Origin of the sequence: Burkholderia sp. Tr-20355 (genome assembly GCF_017104685.1) — a bacterium.
GTDB classification, from domain to species: domain Bacteria; phylum Pseudomonadota; class Gammaproteobacteria; order Burkholderiales; family Burkholderiaceae; genus Burkholderia; species Burkholderia seminalis.
In genome coordinates this window covers 1-24,709 of the sequence record NZ_JAAGPK010000052.1, presented here as the reverse complement: position 1 = coordinate 24,709, position 24,709 = coordinate 1, and the positions used below count along the sequence as shown (strand labels likewise).

Here is a 24,709-nt window from a genome sequence, read left to right as displayed (position 1 = left end):
ACGGGAAGAACCGCCGCCGACACTGACCCATTCACCTCGACCGGCCGTCAGGCAAGGGAGCAATGAATGACCGTCAGCGTGCGCAGCTATCTTTCCCCCACCCTGGTCCTGCTAGCCTTCGACTGGCCCGATGCGGCGGCGCGGCCCGATTTCCTCGGCTTCGCGATCCGGCGCACGCCGGGCTTCTGGTCGGCCGACGGCAAGACGCGTGCGCCGGACAGCTGGTTGCCGAACCGCCTGACGTTCGACGGCCCGGCCGCCGACACGCAGGGCGATGCGCCGACCGACCAGGCGCCGATCCAGAAATTCATGTGGTGGGATGCGCGCATCGATCCTCAGGACCGCGACGCATCGTTCCGCTACGACGTCTATCCGGTCGTCGGCACGCCGGCGAACCTGCAGGTGCTCGACGCGGAGGCCGGCGTATGCGACGTCGTGCTGCCCGCGCACATCGAGGACGGCATCGGCACGTGGTTCAACCGCGCGGTGGTCAGCTCGCAGGCGTTTGCCAGGCAGGTCGCGGCGCTGGGTCTCGCGCCGAACGAGGCGCCGAGCGACGCACAGGCGCTGAAGTTGCGCACGTGGCTCGCGAACGACATGGAGCAGGTGTTCGCGGAGATGCTCGACCCGGCGTCGCGCGCGGCGTCGGCCGTCTATCACCTGACCGACACGCTGTGGGCGCTGCCCGCATTCGAAGCGTTCGGCCGCAAGCACGGCGAAGCGTCGCTCGCGATCGTCTACGACGCGCACACGACGGCGCGCAAGGGCAAGCCGCCGCTGCCGTCGCCGAACCAGCCGGCCGTCGACGCGCTGCAGGGCCTCGCGACGCTCGCGCCGCGCGACAGGACGCACATCATGCACGACAAGTTCATCGTGACCGACGCGCCGTCGAACCCCGCGCCCGCGCGCGTGCTGACCGGTTCCGCGAACTTCACGACCGAGGGGCTGACCGAGCAGGCCAACGTGCTGCACGCATTCGACTCGTCCGTGCTCGCCGCGCTGTACAACGACCGCGCGCATGCGCTCGCGAGCAATCCTTCGATTGCCGAGACGGCGCAGCTGACATCGGGCTGGTCGGCGCCGATGACGATCGGCAGCGCGCAGGTGCGCGTCGCGTTTTCGCCGGAGCCGGCGGGGCAGCGTACGGAGATCGACACGATCGTCGCCGCGATCGCGGCCGCGAAGCATTCGGTGTCGTTCTGCCTGTTCATGCCGACCGACGCGGCGCTGCGCGATGCCTGTTTCGCGGCCGGCGACCGCGGGCTGATGATGTTCGGGCTGGTGAACCGGATCAGCGTCGGCAGCGCGACGAAGGCCGATACCGCGCGGCAGGCAGGCCAGACGCTCGATGCGGCCACGCTCGCGAACCTCGAGTTGTACCATCGCAGTCGCGACAACCGCGACGTGATCGATGCCGCGTATTTCTCGCCGGCCACCGTGCCGCCAGGCTTCACGCCGGAACTGCGGCTCTTTCCGGGCGAGCCGGCGCCGGCCTTTCCGCCCGTCGTGATTCATCACAAGTTCATCGTGATCGATGCGGAAGGCGCGAATCCGGTCGTGTACACGGGCTCGGCGAACATGAGCCGCAATTCCGAGCAGTACAACGACGAGAACCTGCTCGAGATCCGCGACACGCGGGTCGCGGCGATCTATCTCGCGGAATTCCTGCGGCTTTACGAGCACTATCGCGCACGGGCGCTGGCGATCGATGCGCAGCGGCACGGCCCGGACGCGGGGACGGGCGCGCATGCGCGGCTCGCGCTCGCGCCCGATTCGCGCTGGGCGAAGAAGTATTACGTGCAGGGAAGCCCGGAAGAAAAGGCGCGGATCGCACTGGCGTCGACCGCGCCGACCAACTGACGCACCGAAGTGCGAAGGGCACGGCAGGTGCGTGGCCCGGCCGGCCGCCGCCGCTTACGCAGCGACGTAGCGCAGCACGGCGTCGGCGATCGTGTCGCGATGCCGCGTGCGCAGGCGCGGCGCCGACGGATCGCGGCCGAACGCGGCGCCGAACGTGTAGCGGTTCGACACGCGGTGGAAGCAGAACGAGCTGATCAGCAGGTGCAGGTCGAATGCATCGATGTCCTTGCGGAACGCGCCGCTGGCCGCACCGCGCTCGACCAGTTCCTCGAGCGTCTTGATGATGCTGACGTTGCGGTTCTTGAACGACTTCAGCTGTTCGAGATACTTCGCGCCGTGGATGTTCTCGATCGACACGAGGCGGACGAAGTCGCGATGCTTGTCGTGATAGTCGAACGTGAATTCGACGAGGCGGCGCATGCCTTCGCGCGGCTCCATGTCGCCGACGTGCAGTTCCTGCTCGAGCGCGCGGATGTCGCCGTACACCTTCTCCAGCACGGCCTCGTACAGGCCTTCCTTGCTTTCGAAGTAGTAATAGAGCATGCGCTTCGTCGTGTTCGTGCGCTCGGCGATCGCGTCGACGCGCGCACCGGCGAGGCCCATCGCGGAGAATTCCTGCGTGGCGACGTCGAGAATGTTGCGCTTGGTTTGCTCGGGATCGTATTTGCGCCGCGCTTCGGACGCAAGCGCTCGGGTGTCGGACGTGGCGGCCTTGCTTCCTGCTTTCATGTGACTTTGTTTTGGGTTCGCGGCGGCTAGGAAAAGGCATTCTAGCATGTGGGAAATGCCCGCCCGGCCGACCTTCCGCTCTAATCGGCCAGGCCGTCCGGCGGGGCCGTTTCGGCCGCCGCGCCCGCTCGGCGGCGGCAGGATGCGAGCGCGTCGCGGGCCTGGTAGGCGGTGTACGTGAGTTGCGCGGCGGCGAGGCCGGCCAGCCCGAACGTACGCGTGAGCCCGAACGCGGCGAAGCCGTCCGGCACCGGCCGGCCTTCGGCCAGCGCGGCGGCGAGCGTTTCGCCGGCCACCGTGGTCGGCGCCATGCCGTGGCCGCCAAACGCGATCGCGTGCCATACGCCGTCCGCGTCGCGGCCGATCTGCGGCATCTTGTGCCGGGCGTAACTCATCAGCCCGCCCCACGCGTAGTCGACCTTCACGCCTTCCAGTTGCGGATACACGCGCAGCAGGTCGCGCCGCAGCAGGCGCGCGATCGCATCGGGGCCGCGGTCGAGCACCGAGATCCGGCCGCCCCACAGGATGCGCGTGTCCTTCAGCGGCCGGTAGTAGTCGAACGCGAAACGCGTGTCGTAGATCGCGTACGGCGCGTCGATCGCGTCGGGCAGCCGCGTGCCGAGCGGCTCGGTCGCGATCACGTAGGTCGCGATCGGCAGCACCGCGCGCTCGATGCGCGGCGACACGCCGCGCGCGTAACCGCCGCCGGCGAACACGACGTCTTTCGCGCGCACCGCGCCCTGCGCCGTGCGCACGACGTACCCGGCGCCTTCGCGCGCGATGCCGAGCGCGGCCGAGCGTTCGTACACGCGGGCACCGCCGCGCGAGGCGGCCGCCGCGACGCCGAGCACGTACTTGAGCGGATGGAAGTGGAAGGCGTTCGGCTCGAACAGGCCGCCGTAATAGCGCTGCGTCTTCAACCGCTCGCGCAGCGCGCCGGTCGGGACGGGTGCCCAGTCGACGCCGAGTTCCTGCTTCATCAGCGTGCGCACGCCGTCGAGCCGCGACGGATCGTCGAACCAGTTCGCGAGCATCACGCCCTGGTCGACGATGTCGCAGTCGATCCCGTAGCGGGCGATCCGCGCGCGGATCAGGTCGACCGCATCGACGGTGAGCCGGTACAGCCGGCGCCCTTCGTCGCGGCCGAGCGTGCGCAGCAGGTCGGCATTGTCGAGGCTGTAGCCGCCGAACACGAAGCCGCCGTTGCGGCCCGACGCACCGAAGCCGACCCGTTCGCCGTCGAGCACGACGACGTCGCGCACGCCGCGCTCGACGAGGCCGAGCGCCGTGCACAAGCCGGCGAGGCCGCCGCCGACGATGCAGACCTGCGTGTCGATCGTGCCGGTCAGTTGCGGGTAGGGCTGGCGGGTAACGGTGGCTTCGTAGAAGTTCTGCATGCGATTTCGTTGATTCGTGACGACGGGAAAACGGACGGCGCGCGTCGATCTTGCCTGAACGCGTGCGCCGCGTCGAATGGCGCTTGTCAGGGCGCCGGCCGCCGCGTTCGGGCGGCAGCCGGCGCAATGCGTGACGTCAGGCTTCAGGTTTCAGGTTTCAGGTTTCAGGCGCCCGGCGTCGGGTTGGCCGGGCGCGCGACGTAGCCCGCGTAGCCGATGTCGGCCTGCGGGGCCGCTTCCGGCGTGGCGTTGCGTTCGATCCACGGCGCGATCTCCATGTCTTCGTAGCGTACGAGGCGGCACTTGCGCACCAGCGCGTAGCCGAGCCAGATCGCGACGAAGAACGGCAGGCCGATGTAGGTCGCGGCGACGCCGGCCCAGTCGATCTTGTCGGAGAGGAACGCCTGGTAGTCCTGGCCGAGCGCGACGACCGCGCACAGCGCGAACGCGAACAGCGGGCCGAACGGGAACCACTTCGACCGGTACGGCAGCTGATCGAGCCGGTAGCCCTGCTTCAGGAAACCCTTGCGGAACCGGTAGTGGCTGACCGCGATGCCGAGCCACGTGATGAAGCCGGCCATGCCCGACGTGTTCAGCAGCCACAGATACACGGTCTTGTCGCCGTACAGCGACGTGAGAAAGCACAGCGCGCCGACGGCCGTCGTCGCATACAGTGCATTGCGCGGCACGCCGCCCCGCGACAGCTTCGCGAAGATCTTCGGCGCACGGCCTTCGACCGCGAGGGTGTAGAGCATCCGCGTCGACGCGTACATGCCCGAGTTGCCGGCCGACAGCACGGCCGTCAGGATCACCGCGTTCATCACGCCGGCCGCGAACGCGAGGCCCGCGTGGCGGAATACGAGCGTAAACGGGCTCACGCCGATGTCGGTCACGTCGCTCTTCAGCAGGCTCGGGTCGGTGTAGGGAATCAGCACGCCGATCACGAAGATCGCGAGCACGTAGAACAGCAGGATGCGCCAGAAGATCTGGCTCACCGCGCGCGGGATCGTCGTGCGCGGGTTCTCCGATTCGCCGGCCGCGACGCCGATCATTTCGGTGCCCTGGAACGAGAAGCCCGCGATCATCGCGACGCCGAGCATCGTTGCCCAGCCGCCGGCGAACGGCGCGTCGCCGATCGTGAAGTTGCTCCAGCCGGCGCTCGGGCCGCCCTGCATGATCCCGAAGATCATCAGCAGGCCGACGCCGACGAACGCGAGCACCGTCAGCACCTTGATCAGCGCGAACCAGTATTCGGCTTCGCCGAAACCGCGCACCGACAACGCGTTGAGCGCGAAGATCAGCGTGAGGAACAGCGCGCTCCACCAGACGCCCGGTACATGCGGGAACCAGTAGTGCATCACGAGCTGCGCGGCGACGAGTTCCACCGCCAGTGTCACGGCCCAGCTGTACCAGTAGTTCCAGCCAAGCGCGAAGCCGAAGCCTTCGTCGACGAATTTCGCGCCGTAGGTCGCGAACGAGCCCGACACCGGCATGAACGCGGCCATTTCGCCGAGGCTCGTCATCAGGAAATAGACCATCAGGCCGATCACCATGTACGCGATCATCGCGCCGCCGGGGCCGGCCTGCGAGATCGACGCGCCGGATGCGACGAACAGGCCCGTGCCGATCGAGCCGCCGATCGCGATCATCCGCAGATGACGGGCCTGCAGCGCACGGTGAAGGGACGGCTTCGCGGGCGGCGAGCCGGACGGACGGGGCGAATCGGGGCGGGCGTCTGAATGCATGGCGGGCGCTGGGCGCTGTCTCCGGGATTGTTTTTTCGGTGACGAAGCGCGACGCGTTGCCGGACGCGGGCCGGGGCAGCGGTGATGCGGTGCGAAACGGGCCGCCGGGGGCCCGATGAGCCGGGCCGCGGGGCGTGTCGCCTTCGTCGGGCGTCCGGCCGCTTGTCATGGCGGCCGGCGGCGCGCCGGGTGCATGGCACCTCGACGCCGCCCCGATTGTGGGTGCCCGATGTACGGGCGGCAAACGATATTTCCGAACAGGGTGATGCAGCTTTGTCATCAACTCGCGCCACGTCGGGACGCGTCCCGTGGCCCGGTCACGAGCCTTGGAAAAGTCTCGTATCGGGACGGGAGCGCACGCGTTCTTCCTGCCAGGGTGTTGCGTTTTGGGAATGAAGTCGTGAGTTAATATCAATAGCGGCCCGACTTGTGGCCACCGACAATGTGTTTCATGGATCGTGCCTCGCGAGGCTGGGGCGCGCCGTCCGGCCGGGCTTCCGGCGGCGGCGCGGCGCGATGCGCCGTATGCGGCGCACCGGGCCGGCCACGCGGCGCATCCGCTTGCACAGGGCGCGCGAACGCGCTCCAATCGAATCACGCGGGCGGCGCTGCCGCCGCACCGATCAATCTGTCCCTGAAGAGGAAGTGATGCAATTCAACGACATTCTTGCCGCGCTCGATATCGATCTCGCCCAGTGGAAAGGCAATGCGCTGACCGCGCGCTCGCCGCTCGACGGCGCGACGCTCGCGACGCTGGCTGTCGACACGCCGGCCGACGCGGAACGCAAGATCGATGCCGCGCACGACGCATTCCTCAAGTGGCGCACGGTGCCGGCGCCGGTGCGCGGCGAACTCGTGCGCGTGTTCGGCAATGTCCTGCGCGAGCACAAGGCCGAACTGGGCCGTCTCGTCACGCTCGAGGCCGGCAAGATCACGTCGGAAGGCCTCGGCGAAGTGCAGGAAATGATCGACATCTGCGATTTCGCGGTCGGTCTGTCGCGCCAGCTCTACGGCCTGACGATCGCATCCGAGCGCCCGGGCCACCGGATGATGGAAACGTGGCACCCGATCGGCGTGTGCGGCGTGATCTCGGCGTTCAACTTCCCGGTTGCCGTGTGGGCATGGAATGCGGCGCTCGCGTTCGTGTGCGGCGATTCGGTCGTGTGGAAGCCGTCGGAAAAGACGCCGCTCACCGCGATCGCGTGCCACGTGCTGCTCCAGAAGGCGATCCGCGAGTTCGAGAAGACTCATCCGGGCGTTGCGCCGGCGGAACTGAGCCAGCTGGTGCTCGGCATGCGCGATGTCGGCGAGGTGCTGACGGCGTCGAAGAAGGTGCCGGTCGTCAGCGCGACGGGCAGCGTGCGGATGGGCCAGGAAGTCGCGAAGGTGCTGAGCCAGCGTCTCGCGCGCGGCATCCTCGAACTCGGCGGCAACAACGGGATGATCGTCGCGCCGAGCGCGGATCTCGATCTCGTCGTGCGCGCGGTCACGTTCGCGGCGGTCGGCACGGCCGGCCAGCGCTGCACGACGCTGCGCCGCCTGATCGTGCATCGCAGCCTGGTCGAGCAACTGCTGCCGCGCATCGAGAAGGCCTACACGTCGGTGAAGGTCGGCAACCCGCTGGAAGAAGGCACGCTGGTCGGCCCGCTGGTCGATCGTGCGTCGTTCGACGCGATGCAGAAGGCGCTGGCCGATGCACGCGAGCAGGGCGGCGAAGTGAAGGGCGGCGAGCGCGTCGACGTCGGTCATGCGGATGCGTACTACGTGCGTCCGGCAATCGTGCGGATGCCGAAGCAGTCGGCGGTGGTCGAGCGCGAAACGTTCGCGCCGATCCTGTACGTGATGATCTACGACAACTTCGACGATGCGATCGAACTGCACAACGCGGTGCCGCAAGGGCTGTCGTCGGCGATCTTCACGAACGACATGCGCGAGGCCGAGCAGTTCATGTCGGCGGCGGGCAGCGATTGCGGGATCGTCAACGTGAACATCGGCACGAGCGGCGCGGAAATCGGCGGCGCGTTCGGCGGCGAGAAGGAAACGGGCGGCGGGCGCGAGTCGGGTTCGGATGCATGGAAGGCTTATATGCGCCGCGCGACGAATACGATCAATTACAGCCGGCAATTGCCGCTGGCGCAGGGCGTGAAGTTCGACGTTTGATGTCGGTTGCCCGAATGGGGCACCATGTATGAGTGAGAAGGGCCGGTTGCCGCGGATGCGGTAACCGGCCCTTCGTGTTTCGGCGCAGGCGGTGCCATCGTCGATGACAAGCCCGCTCAGGCCGTGCTCACTGCTCCGCCGCCGGCATGTTCTGCACGACCAGCATCTGCGGGCTCGACAGCGTGATCCCCGCCGCGCGCAGCTGCTTCAGGATCTCGAACAGCAGATCGCTCTTCGTCGAACTCGCGATCCGCGGGCTCGACACGTAGCCCGTCACGCTCAGCGTGATCCCGTCCGGCGTGAGCTGGCTGAACGTCACCGACGGCGCCGGCTTCTCGAGAATCGCCTGATGCTCGCGATACGCGTCGAGCAGCAGGTCGCGCACCTGCTCGGGATCGGTGTTCAGCGGGAACGTCAGCACCAGCGTTGCGACGCCCTGCGTGCTGTTGCCCATCGTCACGTTGCGCACGTTCTGCGAGATCAGTTGCGAGTTCGGCACGATCACGGTCGAGCGGTCGCTGAGCTGGATCTCGGTCGCGCGCACGTTGATGCGGCGGATGTCGCCTTCGACGCCCGCGATGCTGACCATGTCGCCCACCTTGACGGGGCGCTCGGTCAGCAGGATCAGCCCCGACACGAAGTTCTTCACGATCTCCTGCAGGCCGAAGCCGATCCCCACCGACAACGCGCTGACGATCCACGCGAGGTTGCTCCACCGCACGCCGAGCAGCCCGAGCGTCATCAGCACGAGCAGCACGTAGCCGACGTTGGTGAACAGCGTGATCAGCGACACGCGCATGCCCGTATCCATGCCGAGCGCGGGCATGAACTCGCTGTCGAGCCAGCGGCGCAGCGAGCGCAGCAGGTAGAAGCCGATCGCGAACCCGATCACGGCGTTCAGGATCCGGTCGGGCATGATGTTCAGGCTCTGCAGCCGCTGGCTGCCGATCATCGCGACCGCGCTGTCGAGCAGGTCGCCCGGCGTCGTGCCGAAGCCGCCCGTCACCAGCGCGATGGCCGCGATCAGCATCAGCAGGCTCGTGCCGAAGCCGGACAGGACCGTGCGCGCCTGATCGAGGTGGCGGTCCTCGAGCGCGAACAGGTGCTTGATCTGCTGGCCCGTCGACAGGCCCGACGAGAACAGGCTTTCGCTCGCGTCGCGCGTCAGCTGGATCAGGATGTAGGTCGCGCACAGCACGATCTCGAACCACACGAGTTCGTACGTGATGAAGCGCGCGACCGTGATGTAGCCGATCAGGAGTGCGATCAACGATACGACGATCGCCAGCGTGACGCCCGCATGGATCAGCCCCGCGAGCGTCGAGCGCTGCTCGGGCGCTTCGCCGGCCGCCGCGAGCGCGCTGCGTGCGCGGTTCGCGCGCAACAGCGACGCGCCGACCGTCAGCGCCACGACGAGCGAGACGATGCCGCGGCCGAACAGCGTGACCGACAGGCTCGTGTCGACGATCCGGTTGATCGATTCGAGTGTGCCGGACACCAGCAGCAGCGCGGCCAGGATGCTGGGGAACGGCTTCATCGCGAGCGCGACGGGATCGGCGAGCGCGGGCAGTCGCCACGACGGATGCTTCGTACAGAGCAGGGCGCGGCCGAGTCCGGCGATCAGCGCGCAGGTTGCGGCGAGCTTCGCGAACTGGTCCCACAGATCGGTCAGCGACGGCGTGAGCTCGTAGCGGCGCGCGACGGCGAGGTAGAGGATCTGAACGGCGATGGCCGTGGCCAGGAACGTCGACAGCACGGTCGACAGCGCCAGCGCGCTGCGGCGCAGGCGCGTGGGCGGCAGACGGTTCAGCGCGATCCACGCGAGCCCGCGCTCGATGAGCCGGCGGCCGCCGAGCCACGCCGCGAACGAGGCGATCAGCAGCACCGTCGTGAGCGCCCGCTGCCCGGGTACCCATGACGAATGCAGCATGTCGAGAAGCTCGTCGTCGAAATCCTGGAGCCGCTGGCGATCGTCCGGCGAAAGGTCGAACAGCGGCAGCCAGAACTGCGCGCTGAAGATGCTGCCCGAACGGAACGCGAGCTGGTTCTTCAGCAGGCTGCGATGCAGTTTCGCGAACTGCTCGGTCAGGTTCGTGAGGCTGGCTTTCTGGTCGGCCGCCTGCTTCAGCGCCGCATCGATCTGCGTCTTGCGTGCGTCGAGCGTGGCCCGTTGTTTCGCGACGGCTGCCGTTTCCGGCGCGGCGCCTTCGGCGGGCGGCGGCCCGAGCACGTCGAGTTGCGCCTGGATCTGCGCGCGTTGCGGCGTGAGATCGCTTTGCAGTTTCGCGATGTCGGTGCTCAGTTCCTGGGCCGAGTCGTCGAGCGCGTCCAGTTCCTTGCTGTTGGATGTCGTCGAGGTCTGCTGCTTGATGCGGTCCAGTTCGACCTGCATCTGCTTGAGCTGCGCGATGGCGTCGTTCAGCGAGATGGCCGGGACGGGGGCGCCGACGCCGCTTGCGCCCGGGGCCGAAGCGGCCGCCGGAAACGCCGACGCGGTTGCGATCGCCGCGAACTGCAGCAGCGCGATCAGCGCGATTCGGCAGGCGTACGTGGATAGTCGTTGTATGAACATGGATTCTTACGATTTGCCGACAATGCCGGATGCCGAAAAGCAGCCGGAAGCCGGTGGTTGGCCCGACTGCATGTTACCGGGGCGCGGGCCATCGATTTCCGAATCCGCATGGGCGACGTTTCGGCGCCGGGCAGGAGGGGCCGACCGCGGGAAATCCTGCTCGCCCCTGTCTTGTTAAGGGTGTGCCGACCGAATCGCGTCCGAAACCGCGCGATGTTGCCGTTCAGCCGCGGCAGGCGGCCGGACAGATGGTTACGAAATTTACATGAAGTTGGCCCGACGGCGGTTCGTGCTAATTGGGGCGCGAGTCATGGCGGCATACGCTGCCGATGCTGAGCTTTCATTTACCTGTCGCTTCATCGTCGGTAAAATGCCGCGGGTCGCGGGCAGGCGTCCGGGACATGAGAAGGGTGGGCCGCCTGCCGCGCGGCGAAAAACGAACAACGAAAAGAAATCCTGAGAGCATGGCTGACCGATGTTCATCCGGACGACGTCGTCGCATCCGGTGAAGGTTTCAACGCGTGGCTGATCAGCGTGACGCATGGCTACGTGGACGTCGATCGATTGAAAACGGTCGCGAGCATGATTCCGGTGCTCAACAACCTGATGGCGCTGGCCGATGCGCTCACCGACATCGTCTCGATCATCCGCAAGCGAGGCGGCGAACTGCTCGACTATCTCGGACTCGCGATCAACCTGATCGGCGTGATTCCATTTCCGCCCGTACTGGCGCCCATGCGCCTCACGGCGCGGCCGCTTCTGGCAACGTCGATTGGACGATAGGGAATCTTGTTCGACGTTGTGCCCGGTCAGCCAGCTATAACGAACCGGCTCGCTACATCTGTTCCAATGCGGCCGATGCGCCCGTGCGTCAATTGATTGATGTGCTCAGCCCCCCGCCTCGCTAAAATGCGCGAAGCCGCTCGCCAGTTCCCCTCTGCTGGCGCCAACGACAATCAAGAATCCGGAGACTCGCCACCATGGCATCCACCCAGCCCGACCCGCTCACGGCAGCAGGCGCCGCCCGCCCCGCGGCGATCGACCCCGGCTCCATCTCGGCGCGCCTCGACCGCCTGCCGCCGACCCGCAGCGTCTGGAAGCTCGTCGTGCTGCTGAGCCTCGGCTTCTTCTTCGAACTCTACGACCTGCTGTACAGCGGCTACGTCGCGCCCGGGCTCGTGAAAAGCGGCATCCTGTCGGCGACGACGCACGGCCTGTTCGGCACCACGGGCGTCGCGAGCTTCATCGCCGCGCTGTTCTCCGGGTTGTTCATCGGCACGATCGCATGCGGCTTCCTCGCCGACCGCTTCGGCCGCCGCGCGATCTTCACGTGGTCGTTGCTGTGGTACACGGCCGCCAACGTCGTGATGGCGTTCCAGGACACCGCGGCCGGGCTGAACTTCTGGCGCTTCGTCGTCGGTCTCGGCCTCGGCGTCGAGATGGTGACGATCGGCACGTACATCTCCGAACTCGTGCCGAAGCAGATCCGCGGCCGCGCGTTCGCGTGCGAGCAGGCGGTCGGCTTCGTCGCGGTGCCGGTGGTCGCGTTCCTCGCGTACCTGCTCGTGCCGCATGCGCCGCTCGGCCTCGACGGCTGGCGCTGGGTCGTGCTGATCGGCGCGCACGGCGCGCTGTTCGTGTGGTGGATTCGCCGAGAGTTGCCGGAAAGCCCGCGCTGGCTCGCGCAGCAGGGGCGCGTCGACGAAGCCGACCGCATCATGCGCGCGCTCGAGGCGAAGGTCGAAGCCGAATACGGGCGGCCGCTGCCGCCGCCCGCGCCGGCCGAACCCGTGCCGCCGCGCGGCAGCTTCCGCGATATGTGGGTGCAGCCGTATCGCAGCCGCACGATCATGATGACGATCTTCAACGTGTTCCAGACGGTCGGCTTCTACGGCTTCGCGAACTGGGTGCCGACGCTGCTGATCAAGCAAGGCATCACGATCACGTCGAGCCTGATGTATTCGAGCGTGATCGCGCTCGCGGCGCCGATCGGCCCGCTGATCGGCCTCGTGATCGCCGACCGCTTCGAGCGCAAGTCGGTGATCGTCGCGATGGCGGCGGCGATCGTCGTCTGCGGGCTGCTGTTCAGCCAGACGACGGTGGGCGCGTTCCTGATCGTGCTCGGCATTGGCCTCACGCTCGCGAGCAACATCATGTCGTACAGCTTCCACGCATACCAGGCCGAGCTGTTCCCGACGTCGATCCGCGCACGGGCAGTCGGCTTCGTCTATTCGTGGAGCCGCTTCTCGGCGATCTTCTCGTCGTTCGTGATCGCGGCCGTGCTGAAAGGCTTCGGCACGTTCGGCGTGTTCGCGTTCATCGCGGGCGCGATGGTGATCGTGATGATCGCGATCGGGTTCATGGGCCCGCGCACGAAGGGCATCGCGCTCGAAACCATTTCGAAGTAGTCGGCAGGTACGCACGCGTGTCGCGTCGTTTGTGCGACATGCGTGCGAAATGGTTTCAATGGGAACAACGCGTCGCCGGGATGATTTGGCATGCAAATTGATTTGACGGGGAGTCGTTTCATATCGAACGCGCCGAACCGCCGAATCCACAAGCGTGACACGCAACGAAGCCGCAAACGGCAACGAGTTGAAACAAAGCGTGACGAAGCGCAAATCCACCGCCAAACCACGACTTCCGTCGCTGCCGATTCTTCCGTCGGCGCGTAAAATGAAGGGCCTGACGACTCATTAGCCGCCATCGGACCGCACGCGTTGCATCAGCGAACGGCTCCGCCGCGAAGAGGCGTCGGCGCCGGGCGCGCATGATGCGCCAGACGTGTCGATGGCTTGCGCGGAAGATGCGCCGCTCGCAACAGCACCACGCGGCGGCCGGATCGGCCGATGGCTTCGAACGTATGATGCTTTCCAGCTTGTCGCGGCGAATTTCGAAGTCGCGCCGTCGTACCCGCACAGTCGCCGCGTATGCGTCGCTCGCTGTCGTGCTGCCCGTTTCCGTTCTTGCCGGGTTGCCTGCCTTCGCCGCATCCGACGCTTCGTCGTCCGTTGCTCCGTCATCCTCATCAGTGGCATCGCCCGCGTCGACGGCTTCTCATGCGCACCCGGGCTCGTCCGCGCATGCGTTGCCAGGTACATCGCCCGCACCGTCCGCCCCCGCGGCATCGCACGTGCATCATGCAGCGCCGGCCAGCGCGGCATCGGCCGCTTCCGGCGCTTCTTCCGCAGCTTCTACAGCCGAACCCGCATCGGCCGCATCCGCCACCACCGCCAGCGAGGCCGAAGCCCCCGCGCCGACCCCGCCGCGGCGGCATCCGCCCCTATCGGCCGAGGAAGCGAAGAACGCGACGGCGCGCGCCGTCGACATGCGCAAGCGCTTCACGCAGGAAGTCACCCGCCGATTGAACGTGCCCGCGAGCGAACAGCGCGCCTACGGCGAGCGGCTCCAGAAGGCGCTCGCCGAAGCGGACCTCGGCGACCTCGCCGGCGAATACGTCGCGATGGTCGACCGCGCACCGAACGTGCAGGCGCTGTTCATCTACTTCCGCGCCACGCCGGCCAATGCGTGGCTGATGATCGGCGCCTCGCCGGTCGGCACGGGGCTGCCGGGCAAGTACGACCATTTCCTGACGCCGCTCGGCGTGTTCCATCACTCGCCCGACAACATGGATTTCCGCGCCGAAGGCACGACGAACGAGAACGGCATTCGCGGTTATGGCCGCCGCGACATGCGCATCTACGACTTCGGCTGGGTGGACGGAGAACGCGGCTGGGGCAAGGGCGGCGTGTCACCGATGCGCTTCCAGATGCATGCGACCGATCCCGACCGCCTCGAAGCGCTGCTCGGCATCCGGCATTCGAAGGGCTGCGTGCGGATTCCCGCGTCGCTGAACGCGTTTTTCGACCACCACGGCCTGCTCGACGACGATTACCAGGCGCGTGTCGAAGCCGGCAAGTCGCTGTGGGTGCTGCCGCGCGATCGCGACATCACGCCGATCGCGGGTCGTTATCTGGTCGTGATCGACAGCGCGCGCAAGGCGCGCCCGGCCTGGGCGCCGATGCCGGGGCGCAACGCATGGTCGAAGGTGCCGAAGGGCGGCGACACGGCGGACTGATCGTCGGCCGCCGAACGCAGAGGGAATGCGGGGATGAGAATAAATCCGTTTTATTGATACATAAGAAAAGCAAACTTTTATTATCCGATCCGGGTTCGTATAGTCGAGTCCAGTTTCGCGGAATCCCGCCGCGCCTGGCCCACCACCGACCACACGACCCGCATGAAAACTCTCTACAAGCTCGCTCCGCTCGCGATGCTCGGCGCCTTCGCGACCCATGCCGGTGCGCAAAGCAGCATCACGCTGTACGGTCTCATCTCGGCCGGCGTCGGGTTCGCGACCAACCAGGGCGGCAAGAACGCCTGGCAGGCGCTGTCCGGCACGAACCAGAACCCGCGCTGGGGGCTGAAGGGCAAGGAGGATCTGGGGCAGGGGCTGTCCGCGGTCTTCCAGCTCGAGAACGGCTTCAACGTGATGACGGGCACGGCCGCGCAGAACGGCCGCGAGTTCGGGCGCATGGCCTATGTCGGCCTCGCCGACCGCACCTACGGTTCGCTGACGTTCGGCCGCCAGTACGATGCGATCCACGACTACATCGGGCCGGTGATCATCGCGAGCAACGGCGTGAACATCGGCGACAACGACAACGGCTACAACGACATCCGCGTGCAGAACTCGGTGAAGTACGTGAGTCCCGTCTACTACGGCCTGAAATTCACCGCGCTGTACGGCTTCAGCAACGCGACCGGCTTCGCGAACAACAGCGCGTACAGCTTCGGGCTCGGCTACGAGCAGGGCGCGCTGCGCTGGAGCGCCGTCTATGCGCAGTACAACCATCCGTACAGCGCGACGAACCAGGACGGCGCGATCGCGAACGACTATGCGTCGCCGCTGCTGATCTTCAGCAAGAGCGCGATGTCGCCGGCCGCGTATGCCAGCCGGCAGCGGATCGCGGGCACGGGCGGTTTCTACACGATCGGCCGCGCGCAGTTCGCCGCGATGTTCACCGACGTGCGCTACGATTACCTCGACAATTCGCATCTGCACCTGCAGAACCTGGGGGTGAACGTCGTCTACACGATGACGCCGCAGCTCTTCCTCGGCGCCGCGTACGCGTTCACGAACGGCAAGTACGACGTGATCGACAAGCGTCCGAAATGGCATCAGGTGAACCTGCAGGCCGACTACTTCCTGTCGAAACGCACCGACGTCGCGCTGACGGTGATCGCGCAGCAGGCGGCCGGCGACGCGGACCACGCGCAGATCTTCGCGTACGCGCGCTCGACCGGCACGCGCCAGATGATGGCGACGCTCGGCGTCCGGCACGTATTTTGAGCGCCCCCAATCCTGCCGCCTCGCGCCTGGCCCCCCGGAGGCAGGAAAACGTGGGGCGGCCCGGCGTTTTCTCGAGAGCCCGACCATGACTCATCCGATCGCATCCCGCCGCACCTTCCTGAAACTGTCCGCCGCGCTGGCCGGCACCGCGCTGCTGCCCGAGGCGGGCGCGTTCGCGGCCGGCGGCGACGCTGCGCGCCGTACGGTGATCATCGATACCGACCCGGGGCAGGACGACGCCATCGCGATCCTGCTCGCGCTGGGCGCGCAGGACCGGCTCGACGTGCGAGCGCTGACGGCCGTCGCGGGTAACGTGCCGCTCGACCTGACCGAACGCAACGCGCGGATCGTCCGTGACTGGGCCGGCCGCACGAAGACGCTGCCGGTCTATGCGGGCTGCCCGCGCCCGCTCGTGCGCGATCTCGTGACGGCCGCGAACGTGCACGGCAGGACGGGGCTCGAAGGCGTCGAACTGCACGAGCCGCGCGCGCCGCTTGCTGCCGGCCACGCCGTGTCGTACCTCGTCGATACGCTGAGCCGCGCGGCGCCGAACAGCGTGACGCTGTGCGCGCTCGGCCCGCTGACCAACCTCGCGACCGCGCTGGTCGAGGCGCCGCAGATTCGCGGCGCGCTGCGCGAAATCGTGCTGATGGGCGGCGCGTTTTTCGAGCGCGGCAACATCACGCCGGCCGCCGAGTTCAACATCTACGTCGATCCGCAGGCGGCCGAAGTCGTGTTCGGCAGCGGCGTGCCGATCGTCGTGCTGCCGCGCGACGTCGCGGTGAAGGCGCCGATCACGCCGGCGCGCGTCGCGCCGTTTCGCGCGCTCGGCAACCGCTGCGGCGCGATCGTCGCGGACATCATGGATGCCGAGCTCGCATACAACAAGAAGCGGCGCGGCGTCGAAGAGGCGCCGATGTACGACCCGACGGCCGTCGGCTATCTCGTCGATCCGACGCTGTTCGGCGGGCGCAAGGTGAACGTGGTGGTCGAGACGACCGGCCAGTGGACGCTCGGCGAGACGATCGTCGACTGGAACGGGCGCAGCGGCCGTGCGGCGAATGCAACGTGGATCAACGAGGTCGATGCGGACCGCTTCTACGCGACGCTCGTCGAGCGCATCGCGAAGCTGCCTTGAGCGCAGCGCGCAGGGCGCCGCGCGGTGAACGCGATCAGATGTGCTTCGCAATCCACTCGCGGCACGCGCGCACATGCGGGCCGCGATCGTCGGCGGCGAGCGAGATCAGCGAGATCGCTCGCGTGACGCGCGGTTTGTCCACGCGCAGCGCGACGAGTTCGGGATCGTGCAGATGCATCGTGTAGAGGCTCGGCAGCACGGCGGTCGCGAGGCCGTTGCGCGCGAGTGCGTAGAGCGGTTCGGTGTATTCCATCCGGTACGTGACGTTCAGGCGCAACTTGCCGGCGCCGCCGGTGCGATGCAGCGATTCGCTGACGCTGCCGCGCACGAACACCGCGAGCTCGCGATCGACGAGCTTCGCCCACGTGACGCTCTTCGCGCGGGCGAGCGGATCGTCGTGCCGCACGACGATCACGATCTCGTCCTCGAACAGCTGCTGGTAGCGCAGCGTGCCGTCGTCGCTGTCCGGCTCGCGCACGCCGATGCCGAGATCCGCGACGCCGTCGCGCACGGCTTCGACGAGCGCGCTGTTCGGCAGGTCGGTGAGCGTGAAGCGCAGCGTCGGACGCGTGCCGCGCAGCGTGTTGAGCGCGGGCAGCAGGCGGCCCGCGACCGACGGGATGAACGCGATGCGCACGGTCTGAATGCGTTCGCCGATGAGCCGCGTCATGTCGTCGAAGGTGCCGCGGGCCTGGTTGAGCAGGCGTTCGGCGAGCGGCAGCACGGCTTCGCCCGCGGTGGTGAGCGTAAGGCGATGCGCGGTACGCGCGAACAGGCGCCCGCCGAGCAGGAATTCGATCTGGCGGATCGACGCGGTGAGCGCGGGCTGGGTGAGCGACAGCGCCTGCGCGGCCTGCGTGAAGCTGCGTGCGTGGGCGAGCACGACGAAGTGCTGGACCTGCCGCAGCGTGAGCGCGGGCAGCAGCGACGAGCGGTCGGACGACATCGGGCAATAACGGTCGGGATGCGGTACGCGGCAGTATAAGACCGCGCCGCGGGAACCGACACAGGACAATATTCGGAATCACAGGAGAACCACCATGTCAGCGACTGACACGATCCCGGCGCGCGCGCCGGCCAACTGGCTCGAACGCCGCTTCGCGCTCGCCGCGCGCGGCACGAGCGTGCGCACCGAGACGATCGCCGGCGTCACGTCGTTCCTCGCGGCCGCGTACCTGCTCGTCGTGATTCCGTCGCTGCTCGCTACCGGCGGGATGGAGCGCGGCGCGGCGACGACGGCGACCATCGTCGTGTTCGTGTTGTTCACGACGCTGATGGGGCTCTACGCGAACCTGCCGTTCCTCGTCGGCCCCGGCATCGGCGGCTCGGTGATCATCGGCGTGACGCTCGCGACGACGGAACATGTCGGCTGGCAGACGGGCCTCGGCATCGCATGCGTGTCGGGCGTGCTGTTCTTCCTGCTGACGATACTCGGCGCGCGCGGCGTGGTGGTGCGGCTGATTCCGGTGCAGATCAAGCTCGGGCTCGGCGCGTCGATCGGGTTGTTCGTCACGATGCTCGGGCTGCGCAACGCGGGGATGGTCGTCGCGAATGCGAAGACCAACGCGTTCGCGCTCGGCGACTTCTCGCGGCCGGGCGCGCTCGTCGCGCTGACCGGCCTCGCGGTGGCGATCGTGCTGCAGGCGCGCAAGGTGCCCGGTGCGATCCTGATCGCGATCCTCGCCGCGGCCGCGGCCGGCGTGCCGCTGGGCGTCACGCACCTGCCCGCGTCGTTCGTGTCGCTGCCGCACAGCATCGCGCCGATCGCGTTCAAGCTCGATATCGGCAGCGCGTTGAGCCTTGCGGCCGCGCCGTACCTGTTCGCGTTTTTCGCGGCGGAATTCTTCTCGACGCTCGGCACCGCGCTCGCGGTCGGCGCGAAGGCAAACCTGCTCGACGAGCAGGGCAACCTGCCGAACATCAACCGGCCGTTCCTCGTCGACTCGCTCGCCGCGACGCTCGGGCCCGTGTTCGGCATCCCGGCGCTCACGGCGCTGATCGAATCGGCCGCGGGCGTCGAGGCCGGCGGCCGCAGCGGGCTGTCGTCGTTGGCCGCGGCCGTGCTGTTCGCCGCGATGCTGCTGTTCGTGCCGGTCGCGCTCGCGATCCCGAAGGAGGCGACGGCGCCGGCGCTGATCCTGATCGGGCTGTCGATGTTCGCGACGATCCGCCATACGCATTTCGACGATTTCACCGATGCGCTGCCCGTGATGTCGATGGTGCTGCTCACGCTGATGTCGAACAGCTTCGGCACCGGCATCGCGGGCGGGCTGCTGTGCTACGTGCTCGTCAAGCTGCTGGCCGGCCGCTGGCGCGACGTGTCGTGGGGGCTCGTCGTGCTCGCGATTCCGCTCGGCTATTACTTCTGGACCGTCGTGAAGCCGCACTGAGGGACGGCTTTCGCGACGCACAGGCACTACCGAAAAAAAGAGACTGACATGAAGGGAACACCAGGCAACGTCCCGCCCGCGCGCACGGGCATCGAGATCACGCCGGCCCACCGGGCCTTCTTCCACGCGCTGCCGAAGGTCGAGCTGCATTGCCACCTGCTCGGCGCGGTGCGGCACGACACGTTCGTCGCGCTCGCGGCGCGCAGCGGCGCGCCGATCGAGCGCGCGGAGATCGATGCGTTCTACGCACGCGGCGAGAAGCCAGTCGGCGTGCTGCACGTGCTGCGGGCGCTCGACAAGTATCTGCTCACGCAGCCCGACGATTTGCGGCGGATCGCTTACGAGTATCTGGAAGATGCGGCCGCGCACCATGTCCGGCATGCGGAATTCTTCTGGAATCCGACAGGTACGGTGCGCGTGTCGGGCATCGCGTATGCCGATGCGCAGGCCGCGATCGTGACGGCGATCCGCGATGCCGCGCGCGATTTCGGGATCGGCGCGCGCCTGATCCCGAGCATCGACCGCGAGCAGGATCCCGACGAGGCGGTCGAAATCGTCGAGTGGATGAAGGCGAATCGCGCGGACGAAGTCGCGGGGATCGGCATCGACTATCGCGAGAACGACCGGCCGCCGGAACTGTTCTGGAAGGCGTACCGCAATGCGCGCGCGGCCGGTTTCCGCACGACCGCGCACGCGGGCGAGTTCGGGATGCCGTGGCGCAACGTCGAGACGGCCGTCGATCTGCTGCAGGTCGATCGCGTCGATCACGGCTACACGATCGTCGACAACCCCGACCTGTGTGCGCGCTATGCGGAGCGCGGGATCGTCTTCACCGTCGTGCCGACGAATTCGTACTATCTGCGCACGCTGCCGCCGGAGCAATGGGCGGAACGGCATCCGATGCGCAAGATGCCGGGCCTCGGGCTGAAGATCCATCCGAACACCGACGACCCGACGCTTCACAAGGTCAATCCGAGCGAAGCGTGGGAACTGATGCTCAGCCATTTCGGCTTCACCGTGGCCGACCTGAAGCAGTTCATGCTGAACGGGATCGACGGCGCGTGGGTCGATGACGTGACGAAGGCTGCGTGGCGCGCCGCATGGGCGCCGGAGTTCGACGCGCTGGCCGCCACGCTCGCGGCGGGCTGAGTACGCGCGCGCACGCTGTTCGGCCGGTAGCTCGACCGGTCGGCGCTTCGTCCGGATGGGTTCAGGCCGTGCCCGGCCGAAGCAGGATGCCGCGCACGTGTTCCGGCGTCTTCCCGCTGTGCGCCGCGGGCTGGCATACCTCGGTCGCGTTCGCTATATTGGCGCCGGGCGGCGCCCGATCGTGTCGCCGCCGCCGCGCGCGCCCGCGCCGGCATTCCGACAACAATACGAACGCTGAGAGGCCCGCCGTGCGCATTCCCGTTTTCTGTCTGATGTTGTGCGTCTCGCTGTCCGCGCGAGCCGGCAGTGCCTGCGATGGGCTGCTCGGCGATTACGCGCGGGCCGCCGGCAAACCCGCGACCCTGCGCGTCGAGAAGGCGGGTGACGACTTCGTGCTGCGCGCGCGTGAAGCCGGCCGCTGGAGCGTCGAAACGGCCCCGGCGCAGGTGGCGGAGCTCGATATGGACGGTCCGGAGAAGCCGCCCGCCGACGCGTGTGTGCTCGACGTGCCGGGCGGCCAACTGATCCGGATGCCGATCGGCTCGCCCTATCAGGTCACGTCGATCACCGGCAGCAGTTTCACGACGAAGCATTCGACCACGGGCGTCCTGCTGCTGATCGTGCAAGGCTTTCAGGTCGACGGCATCGAGCTTCATCCGGTCGCGCGCAGCGGCGAGTCGCCGCCGGCGCCGTGACGCCGGTCGCCGGGCGCTGACGACGCGCCGGTAAAACGGGCCGCGGGCGCCGCGATCAGCGGAAGAATCTCAGCCAGTCGAACAGGCCCGGATGCTGCACGCGCCGTCTCGGCGCGGGCGCGCTGCGTGGCCGGAAATCGGGCGAGAACTGCGCGTGCGGATCGATCGCGCGCGCCCGCAGCGCCGCCTCGTAGAACGAGCCGACGATCGGCAGCGCACTGTGCGCGCCCGCGCCCCAGTAGTCGCTGCGCAGCGTCACGCTGCCGTCGTCGAAGCCGACCCACGCGCCGGCCACGAGCTGCGGATGCATCAGGATGAACCAGCCGTCCGCGTTGTCCTGCGTCGTGCCCGTCTTGCCGGCGACGTCGACGCGGATCCCGTAGCGCGACCGGATGTCGGCGCCGGTGCCGCGATCGACGACGTCGCGCATCACGTCGACGAGCGTCTGCGCGGCCGGCGCCGGCAGCGCGCGTTCGGGCGGCGCGCTGCCGAACGCGGCCAGCACCTTGCCGTCGCGGTCCTCGATGCGCGTGATCATCTGCGGCGCGACGTACACGCCGCGGTTCGCGATCGTGCCGTATGCGGACACCATCTCCTTCAGGGTCACGGGGCTCGTGCCGAGCGCGAGCGACGGCACCGCATCGAGCGGGCTGTCGCGCACGCCCATCGCGCGCGCCAGCTGCGCGACCTTCGCGGCGCCTTCGTGCTGCATCACCTGCGCGGTGACGCGGTTGCGCGACAGCGCGAGCGCGTCACGCAGCGTCATCGGCTCGCCGGTCGGCGGTTCCGCATCGGTCGGGCGCCACACGGCGCGCCCGTCGACCGGAATCGCGACGGGACGATCGACGAACGTATCGTCGGGCCGCATGCCGTCCGCGAACGCCGCGCCATAGACGAACGGCTTGAAGGTCGAACCCGGCTGGCGCCGCGCCTGGAAGACGTGGTCGAACGGCTCGCTGCCGAAATCGGGGCTGCCGACCCACGCGCGGATCGCGCCGTTGCGCGGATCGATCGCGACGAAACCGGCCTGCACCTGCGTCTTACGTTCGCACAGCGCGCGCATGAACGCGCGGTTGGCGCCGAGCTGCTTCAGCGCCGGCACGTCGGCGAGCCCGGTGTCGCGGGCCTGGCGATACTCGGGCGTCTGGCGGATGAAGCCGCGGAACAGGTCGTTGCGCAACCCGCAGCCGGACGGGCCGCGCCATGCGCCGTCGGCGACCGCCTGCAGCCGCTCGGTCTGCCGCGTCAGCGCCTGCGTGGCCATGTCCTGCAATTGCGCATCGAGCGTCGTGCGCACGACGAGGCCGTCGGCGTAGAGATCGTAGTTGTTGCGGTCGGCCCACGCGATCAGCCACTTGCGCAGCTGTACCGCGAAGTGCGGCGCGAGGCTCGGCTGCGCGGTCTGCGGTTCGAAGTCGACGCGCAGCGGCTGGCGCTGCAGTTTCGTGAGCTGCGGCGGCGTGAGCATGCCCATCTGCGCCATCCGGCCGAGCACGATGTTGCGCCGCTGGACCGCGCGCTCCGGATTCAGCACCGGGTTGTAGTAGCTGTTGCCCTTCAGCATCCCGACGAGCGTCGCGCTTTCCGCGATGTCGAGCTGGTCCGCCGACTTGCCGAAGTAGGTGCGCGCGGCCATTTCGACGCCGTACGCGTTGTACAGGAACGGCACCGTGTTCAGGTAGGTTTCGAGGATCTCGTCCTTGCTGTACACCGATTCGATCTTGAACGCGGTGATCAGCTCCTTCACCTTGCGCGTGAGCGTCGGTGCGCGGCCGACTTCGTCCGGATACAGGTTGCGTGCGAGCTGCTGCGTGATCGTCGAGCCGCCCTGGCGGTTGCCCGAGAAGGTATGCAGCCCGGCGGCGAGCGTGCGGCGCAAGTCGATGCCGTGATGCGAATAGAAGCGATGGTCCTCGGTCGCGATCAGCGCGTCGACCATGTGCGGCGAGATCTGCTTGAGCGGCACCCATTCGCGGTTCACGGGCCGGAACTCGGCGATCAGCTGGCCGTCGGCGGACAGCACGCGCGCCGGGCGGTCGATGCGCGCCTTGCGGATGTCACCGATGCTCGGCGTGAACGGGACGAACGCGAGCAGGCCCAGCAGGCCCAGCACCGGTATCGCGGCGAGCGTCAGCGCCACGCCGCGCCGCGTCGGATGGCGCAGGCGCTGCAGCACGGCCGCGCACAGCGTGCGCAGGCGCGCGCGGCAGGCGGCGGCGAGCGGTGCGACACGGGCGCGGCAACGGAGCCACGCATCTCGGAGAAACGGCACGAAGCGATTCAAGGCGGCAAGGGCGGATGGAAGACGCGCGATCCTAGCAAACGGCGCCCGCACGCCGGCGGCAGAAACGGCCGTTTGCTTGCAGGATTTACAGACGATTACGTTTGTTGCCCGCCGACAACCTTTTAAGGTGCGCGCGGCCGCGATTGCGCCGACGAAACCACGTCCGCGAGCCGTTGCGCGGCGGCTTCCATCTGCGCGCGGTCGAACCCGCCGAAGCCGAGCACGAGCCCCGGGCGGGCCGTGCCGGGCGCGAACATCGGCGACACCGCGCGCACCGCGACGCCGGCCTGCGCGGCGCGCGCGACCACGTCGAGATCGTCGATGCCTTCGGCAAGCCACAGCACGACGTGCATGCCCTGGTCGCCCGGCTGCACCCACGCGCGTTCGCGCGGCAGCCGCGCGCCGAGCGTGTCGATCAGCAGCGTGCGCTGTTCCGCATACACGCCGCGCACACGGCGGATGTGGCGGTCGAGATGGCCTTCCGCGATGAAGGCGGCCAGCACGTGCTGATCGGCGGTCGGCGCATGGCGATCCATCAGCACGCGCGCGCCGCAGAACGCGGGCACGAGATCCTCGGGCGCGATCACGTAGCCGAGCCGCAGCGACGGAAACAGAATCTTGCTGAACGTGCCGAGGTAGATCACGCGATCGGGGGCGAGCCCTTGCAGCGACGGGAACGGGTAGCCTTCATAGCGCAGCTCGCTGTCGTAGTCGTCTTCGACGACCCACGCGCGCTGCGCGCGCGCCCAGGCGAGCAGCGCGTTGCGCCGCGCCATGCTCAACGGCATGCCGAGCGGGTACTGGTGCGACGGCGTGACGAACGCGGCGCGCGCCTCCGGCGCGAGCCGCATGCCGGCGTCGACGTCGAGGCCGTCGGCGTCCACCGGCACGCGCACCATCGCGTCGCGCCGCCCGGTGCTTTCGAGCAGCGCGGTGATGCCGCGATAGGCGGGATTCTCGACCCATGCGCGGTCGTTGTCGCCGAGCAGCACCTGGCGCGCGAGATGCAGCCCCTGCTGCGTGCCGCTCGTGATCACGACCTGGCCGGCATCGCAGCGCACCGAGCGCGACCGGCGCACGTAGTCGGCGATCGCTTCGCGCAGCGGCAGCGCGCCCTGCGGATCGGCATAGCCGGACGGCGCACCGGCGCCGCGGGCGCGCAGGCGGTTGCCGAGCCGGCGCCAGATGTCGTCGGGGGCGGTGAGGCCGACCGGCACCGAGATCGCGAACGGCATGA

At 68.1% G+C, this 24,709-nt stretch carries 17 protein-coding genes; 10 read left to right on the top strand and 7 right to left on the bottom strand.

From position 1 onward, the window contains the following. Positions 1-66 precede the first annotated feature (66 nt). The gene (locus G3N62_RS16195; protein ID WP_124671068.1) at positions 67-1,860 is read left to right on the top strand and encodes a phospholipase D-like domain-containing protein; all 1,794 of its coding nucleotides are present in this window, start codon (positions 67-69) and stop codon (positions 1,858-1,860) included. A gap of 54 nt (positions 1,861-1,914) precedes the next feature. Here G3N62_RS16195 and G3N62_RS16190 read toward each other — a convergent pair whose 3' ends face one another. The 3 genes from G3N62_RS16190 to G3N62_RS16180 all read right to left on the bottom strand — a co-directional run bounded on the left by G3N62_RS16190 (position 1,915) and on the right by G3N62_RS16180 (position 5,731). Next, on the bottom strand, positions 1,915-2,589 hold the full coding sequence (locus G3N62_RS16190) for a TetR family transcriptional regulator (RefSeq protein WP_034190612.1): 675 nt from the start codon (positions 2,587-2,589) through the stop codon (positions 1,915-1,917). Between the two features lie 80 nt (positions 2,590-2,669). After that, the gene (locus G3N62_RS16185; RefSeq protein WP_049033381.1) at positions 2,670-3,986 is read right to left on the bottom strand and encodes an FAD-binding oxidoreductase; all 1,317 of its coding nucleotides are present in this window, start codon (positions 3,984-3,986) and stop codon (positions 2,670-2,672) included. 164 nt (positions 3,987-4,150) lie between these two features. Next, complete coding sequence (locus tag G3N62_RS16180) at positions 4,151-5,731, bottom strand: amino acid permease (protein WP_124671067.1); 1,581 nt, start codon at positions 5,729-5,731, stop codon at positions 4,151-4,153. Between the two features lie 648 nt (positions 5,732-6,379). On the opposite strand from G3N62_RS16180, the gene G3N62_RS16175 reads away from it, so the two are divergent. Beyond that, complete coding sequence (locus G3N62_RS16175) at positions 6,380-7,891, top strand: aldehyde dehydrogenase family protein (protein WP_049033787.1); 1,512 nt, start codon at positions 6,380-6,382, stop codon at positions 7,889-7,891. A gap of 127 nt (positions 7,892-8,018) precedes the next feature. On the opposite strand, the gene G3N62_RS16170 is transcribed toward G3N62_RS16175, so the two are convergent. Continuing rightward, entirely contained in the window at positions 8,019-10,463 is a 2,445-nt protein-coding gene (locus tag G3N62_RS16170) for a DUF3772 domain-containing protein (RefSeq protein ID WP_124671066.1), read from the bottom strand. A 582-nt stretch (positions 10,464-11,045) separates the two neighbouring features. Between G3N62_RS16170 and G3N62_RS35990 the strand changes: the two genes are divergently transcribed. The 5 genes from G3N62_RS35990 to G3N62_RS16145 all read left to right on the top strand — a co-directional run bounded on the left by G3N62_RS35990 (position 11,046) and on the right by G3N62_RS16145 (position 16,954). Then, positions 11,046-11,246: a hypothetical protein gene (locus tag G3N62_RS35990; protein WP_226230331.1), complete on the top strand. Its 201-nt coding sequence runs from the start codon at positions 11,046-11,048 to the stop codon at positions 11,244-11,246. 197 nt (positions 11,247-11,443) lie between these two features. Then, a complete protein-coding gene (locus G3N62_RS16160; RefSeq protein ID WP_059557439.1) occupies positions 11,444-12,871 on the top strand; it encodes an MFS transporter in 1,428 nt (475 codons plus the stop codon). Positions 12,872-13,236: 365 nt separating this feature from the next. After that, positions 13,237-14,541, top strand: a complete 1,305-nt coding sequence (locus tag G3N62_RS16155; protein WP_049033800.1) for a hypothetical protein — start codon at positions 13,237-13,239, stop codon at positions 14,539-14,541. Between the two features lie 162 nt (positions 14,542-14,703). Further along, positions 14,704-15,816, top strand: coding sequence for a porin (locus G3N62_RS16150; RefSeq protein ID WP_034190605.1), 1,113 nt, complete (start codon positions 14,704-14,706; stop codon positions 15,814-15,816). Positions 15,817-15,901: 85 nt separating this feature from the next. Further along, a complete protein-coding gene (locus tag G3N62_RS16145) occupies positions 15,902-16,954 on the top strand; it encodes a nucleoside hydrolase (protein WP_124671065.1) in 1,053 nt (350 codons plus the stop codon). 34 nt (positions 16,955-16,988) lie between these two features. On the opposite strand, the gene G3N62_RS16140 is transcribed toward G3N62_RS16145, so the two are convergent. Beyond that, positions 16,989-17,900 (bottom strand): LysR family transcriptional regulator, encoded by a 912-nt coding sequence (locus G3N62_RS16140; RefSeq protein ID WP_034190603.1) that lies wholly within the window; start codon positions 17,898-17,900, stop codon positions 16,989-16,991. 94 nt (positions 17,901-17,994) lie between these two features. On the opposite strand from G3N62_RS16140, the gene G3N62_RS16135 reads away from it, so the two are divergent. The 3 genes from G3N62_RS16135 to G3N62_RS16125 all read left to right on the top strand — a co-directional run bounded on the left by G3N62_RS16135 (position 17,995) and on the right by G3N62_RS16125 (position 21,188). Then, positions 17,995-19,344 (top strand): NCS2 family permease, encoded by a 1,350-nt coding sequence (locus G3N62_RS16135; protein ID WP_049033794.1) that lies wholly within the window; start codon positions 17,995-17,997, stop codon positions 19,342-19,344. Positions 19,345-19,392: 48 nt separating this feature from the next. Beyond that, complete coding sequence (add, locus tag G3N62_RS16130) at positions 19,393-20,493, top strand: adenosine deaminase (protein ID WP_069706715.1); 1,101 nt, start codon at positions 19,393-19,395, stop codon at positions 20,491-20,493. An 86-nt stretch (positions 20,494-20,579) separates the two neighbouring features. After that, the gene (locus G3N62_RS16125) at positions 20,580-21,188 is read left to right on the top strand and encodes a hypothetical protein (RefSeq protein WP_226194312.1); all 609 of its coding nucleotides are present in this window, start codon (positions 20,580-20,582) and stop codon (positions 21,186-21,188) included. 55 nt (positions 21,189-21,243) lie between these two features. On the opposite strand, the gene G3N62_RS16120 is transcribed toward G3N62_RS16125, so the two are convergent. Both G3N62_RS16120 and G3N62_RS16115 read right to left on the bottom strand, forming a co-directional pair. Continuing rightward, positions 21,244-23,472 carry a transglycosylase domain-containing protein gene (locus G3N62_RS16120; RefSeq protein ID WP_124671064.1) on the bottom strand — a complete coding sequence of 743 codons (2,229 nt, stop codon included), beginning with the start codon at positions 23,470-23,472 and terminating at the stop codon, positions 21,244-21,246. A 122-nt stretch (positions 23,473-23,594) separates the two neighbouring features. Beyond that, positions 23,595-24,709: PLP-dependent aminotransferase family protein (locus tag G3N62_RS16115; RefSeq protein WP_206141256.1), on the bottom strand; the 1,115-nt coding region annotated here is incomplete at its 5' end.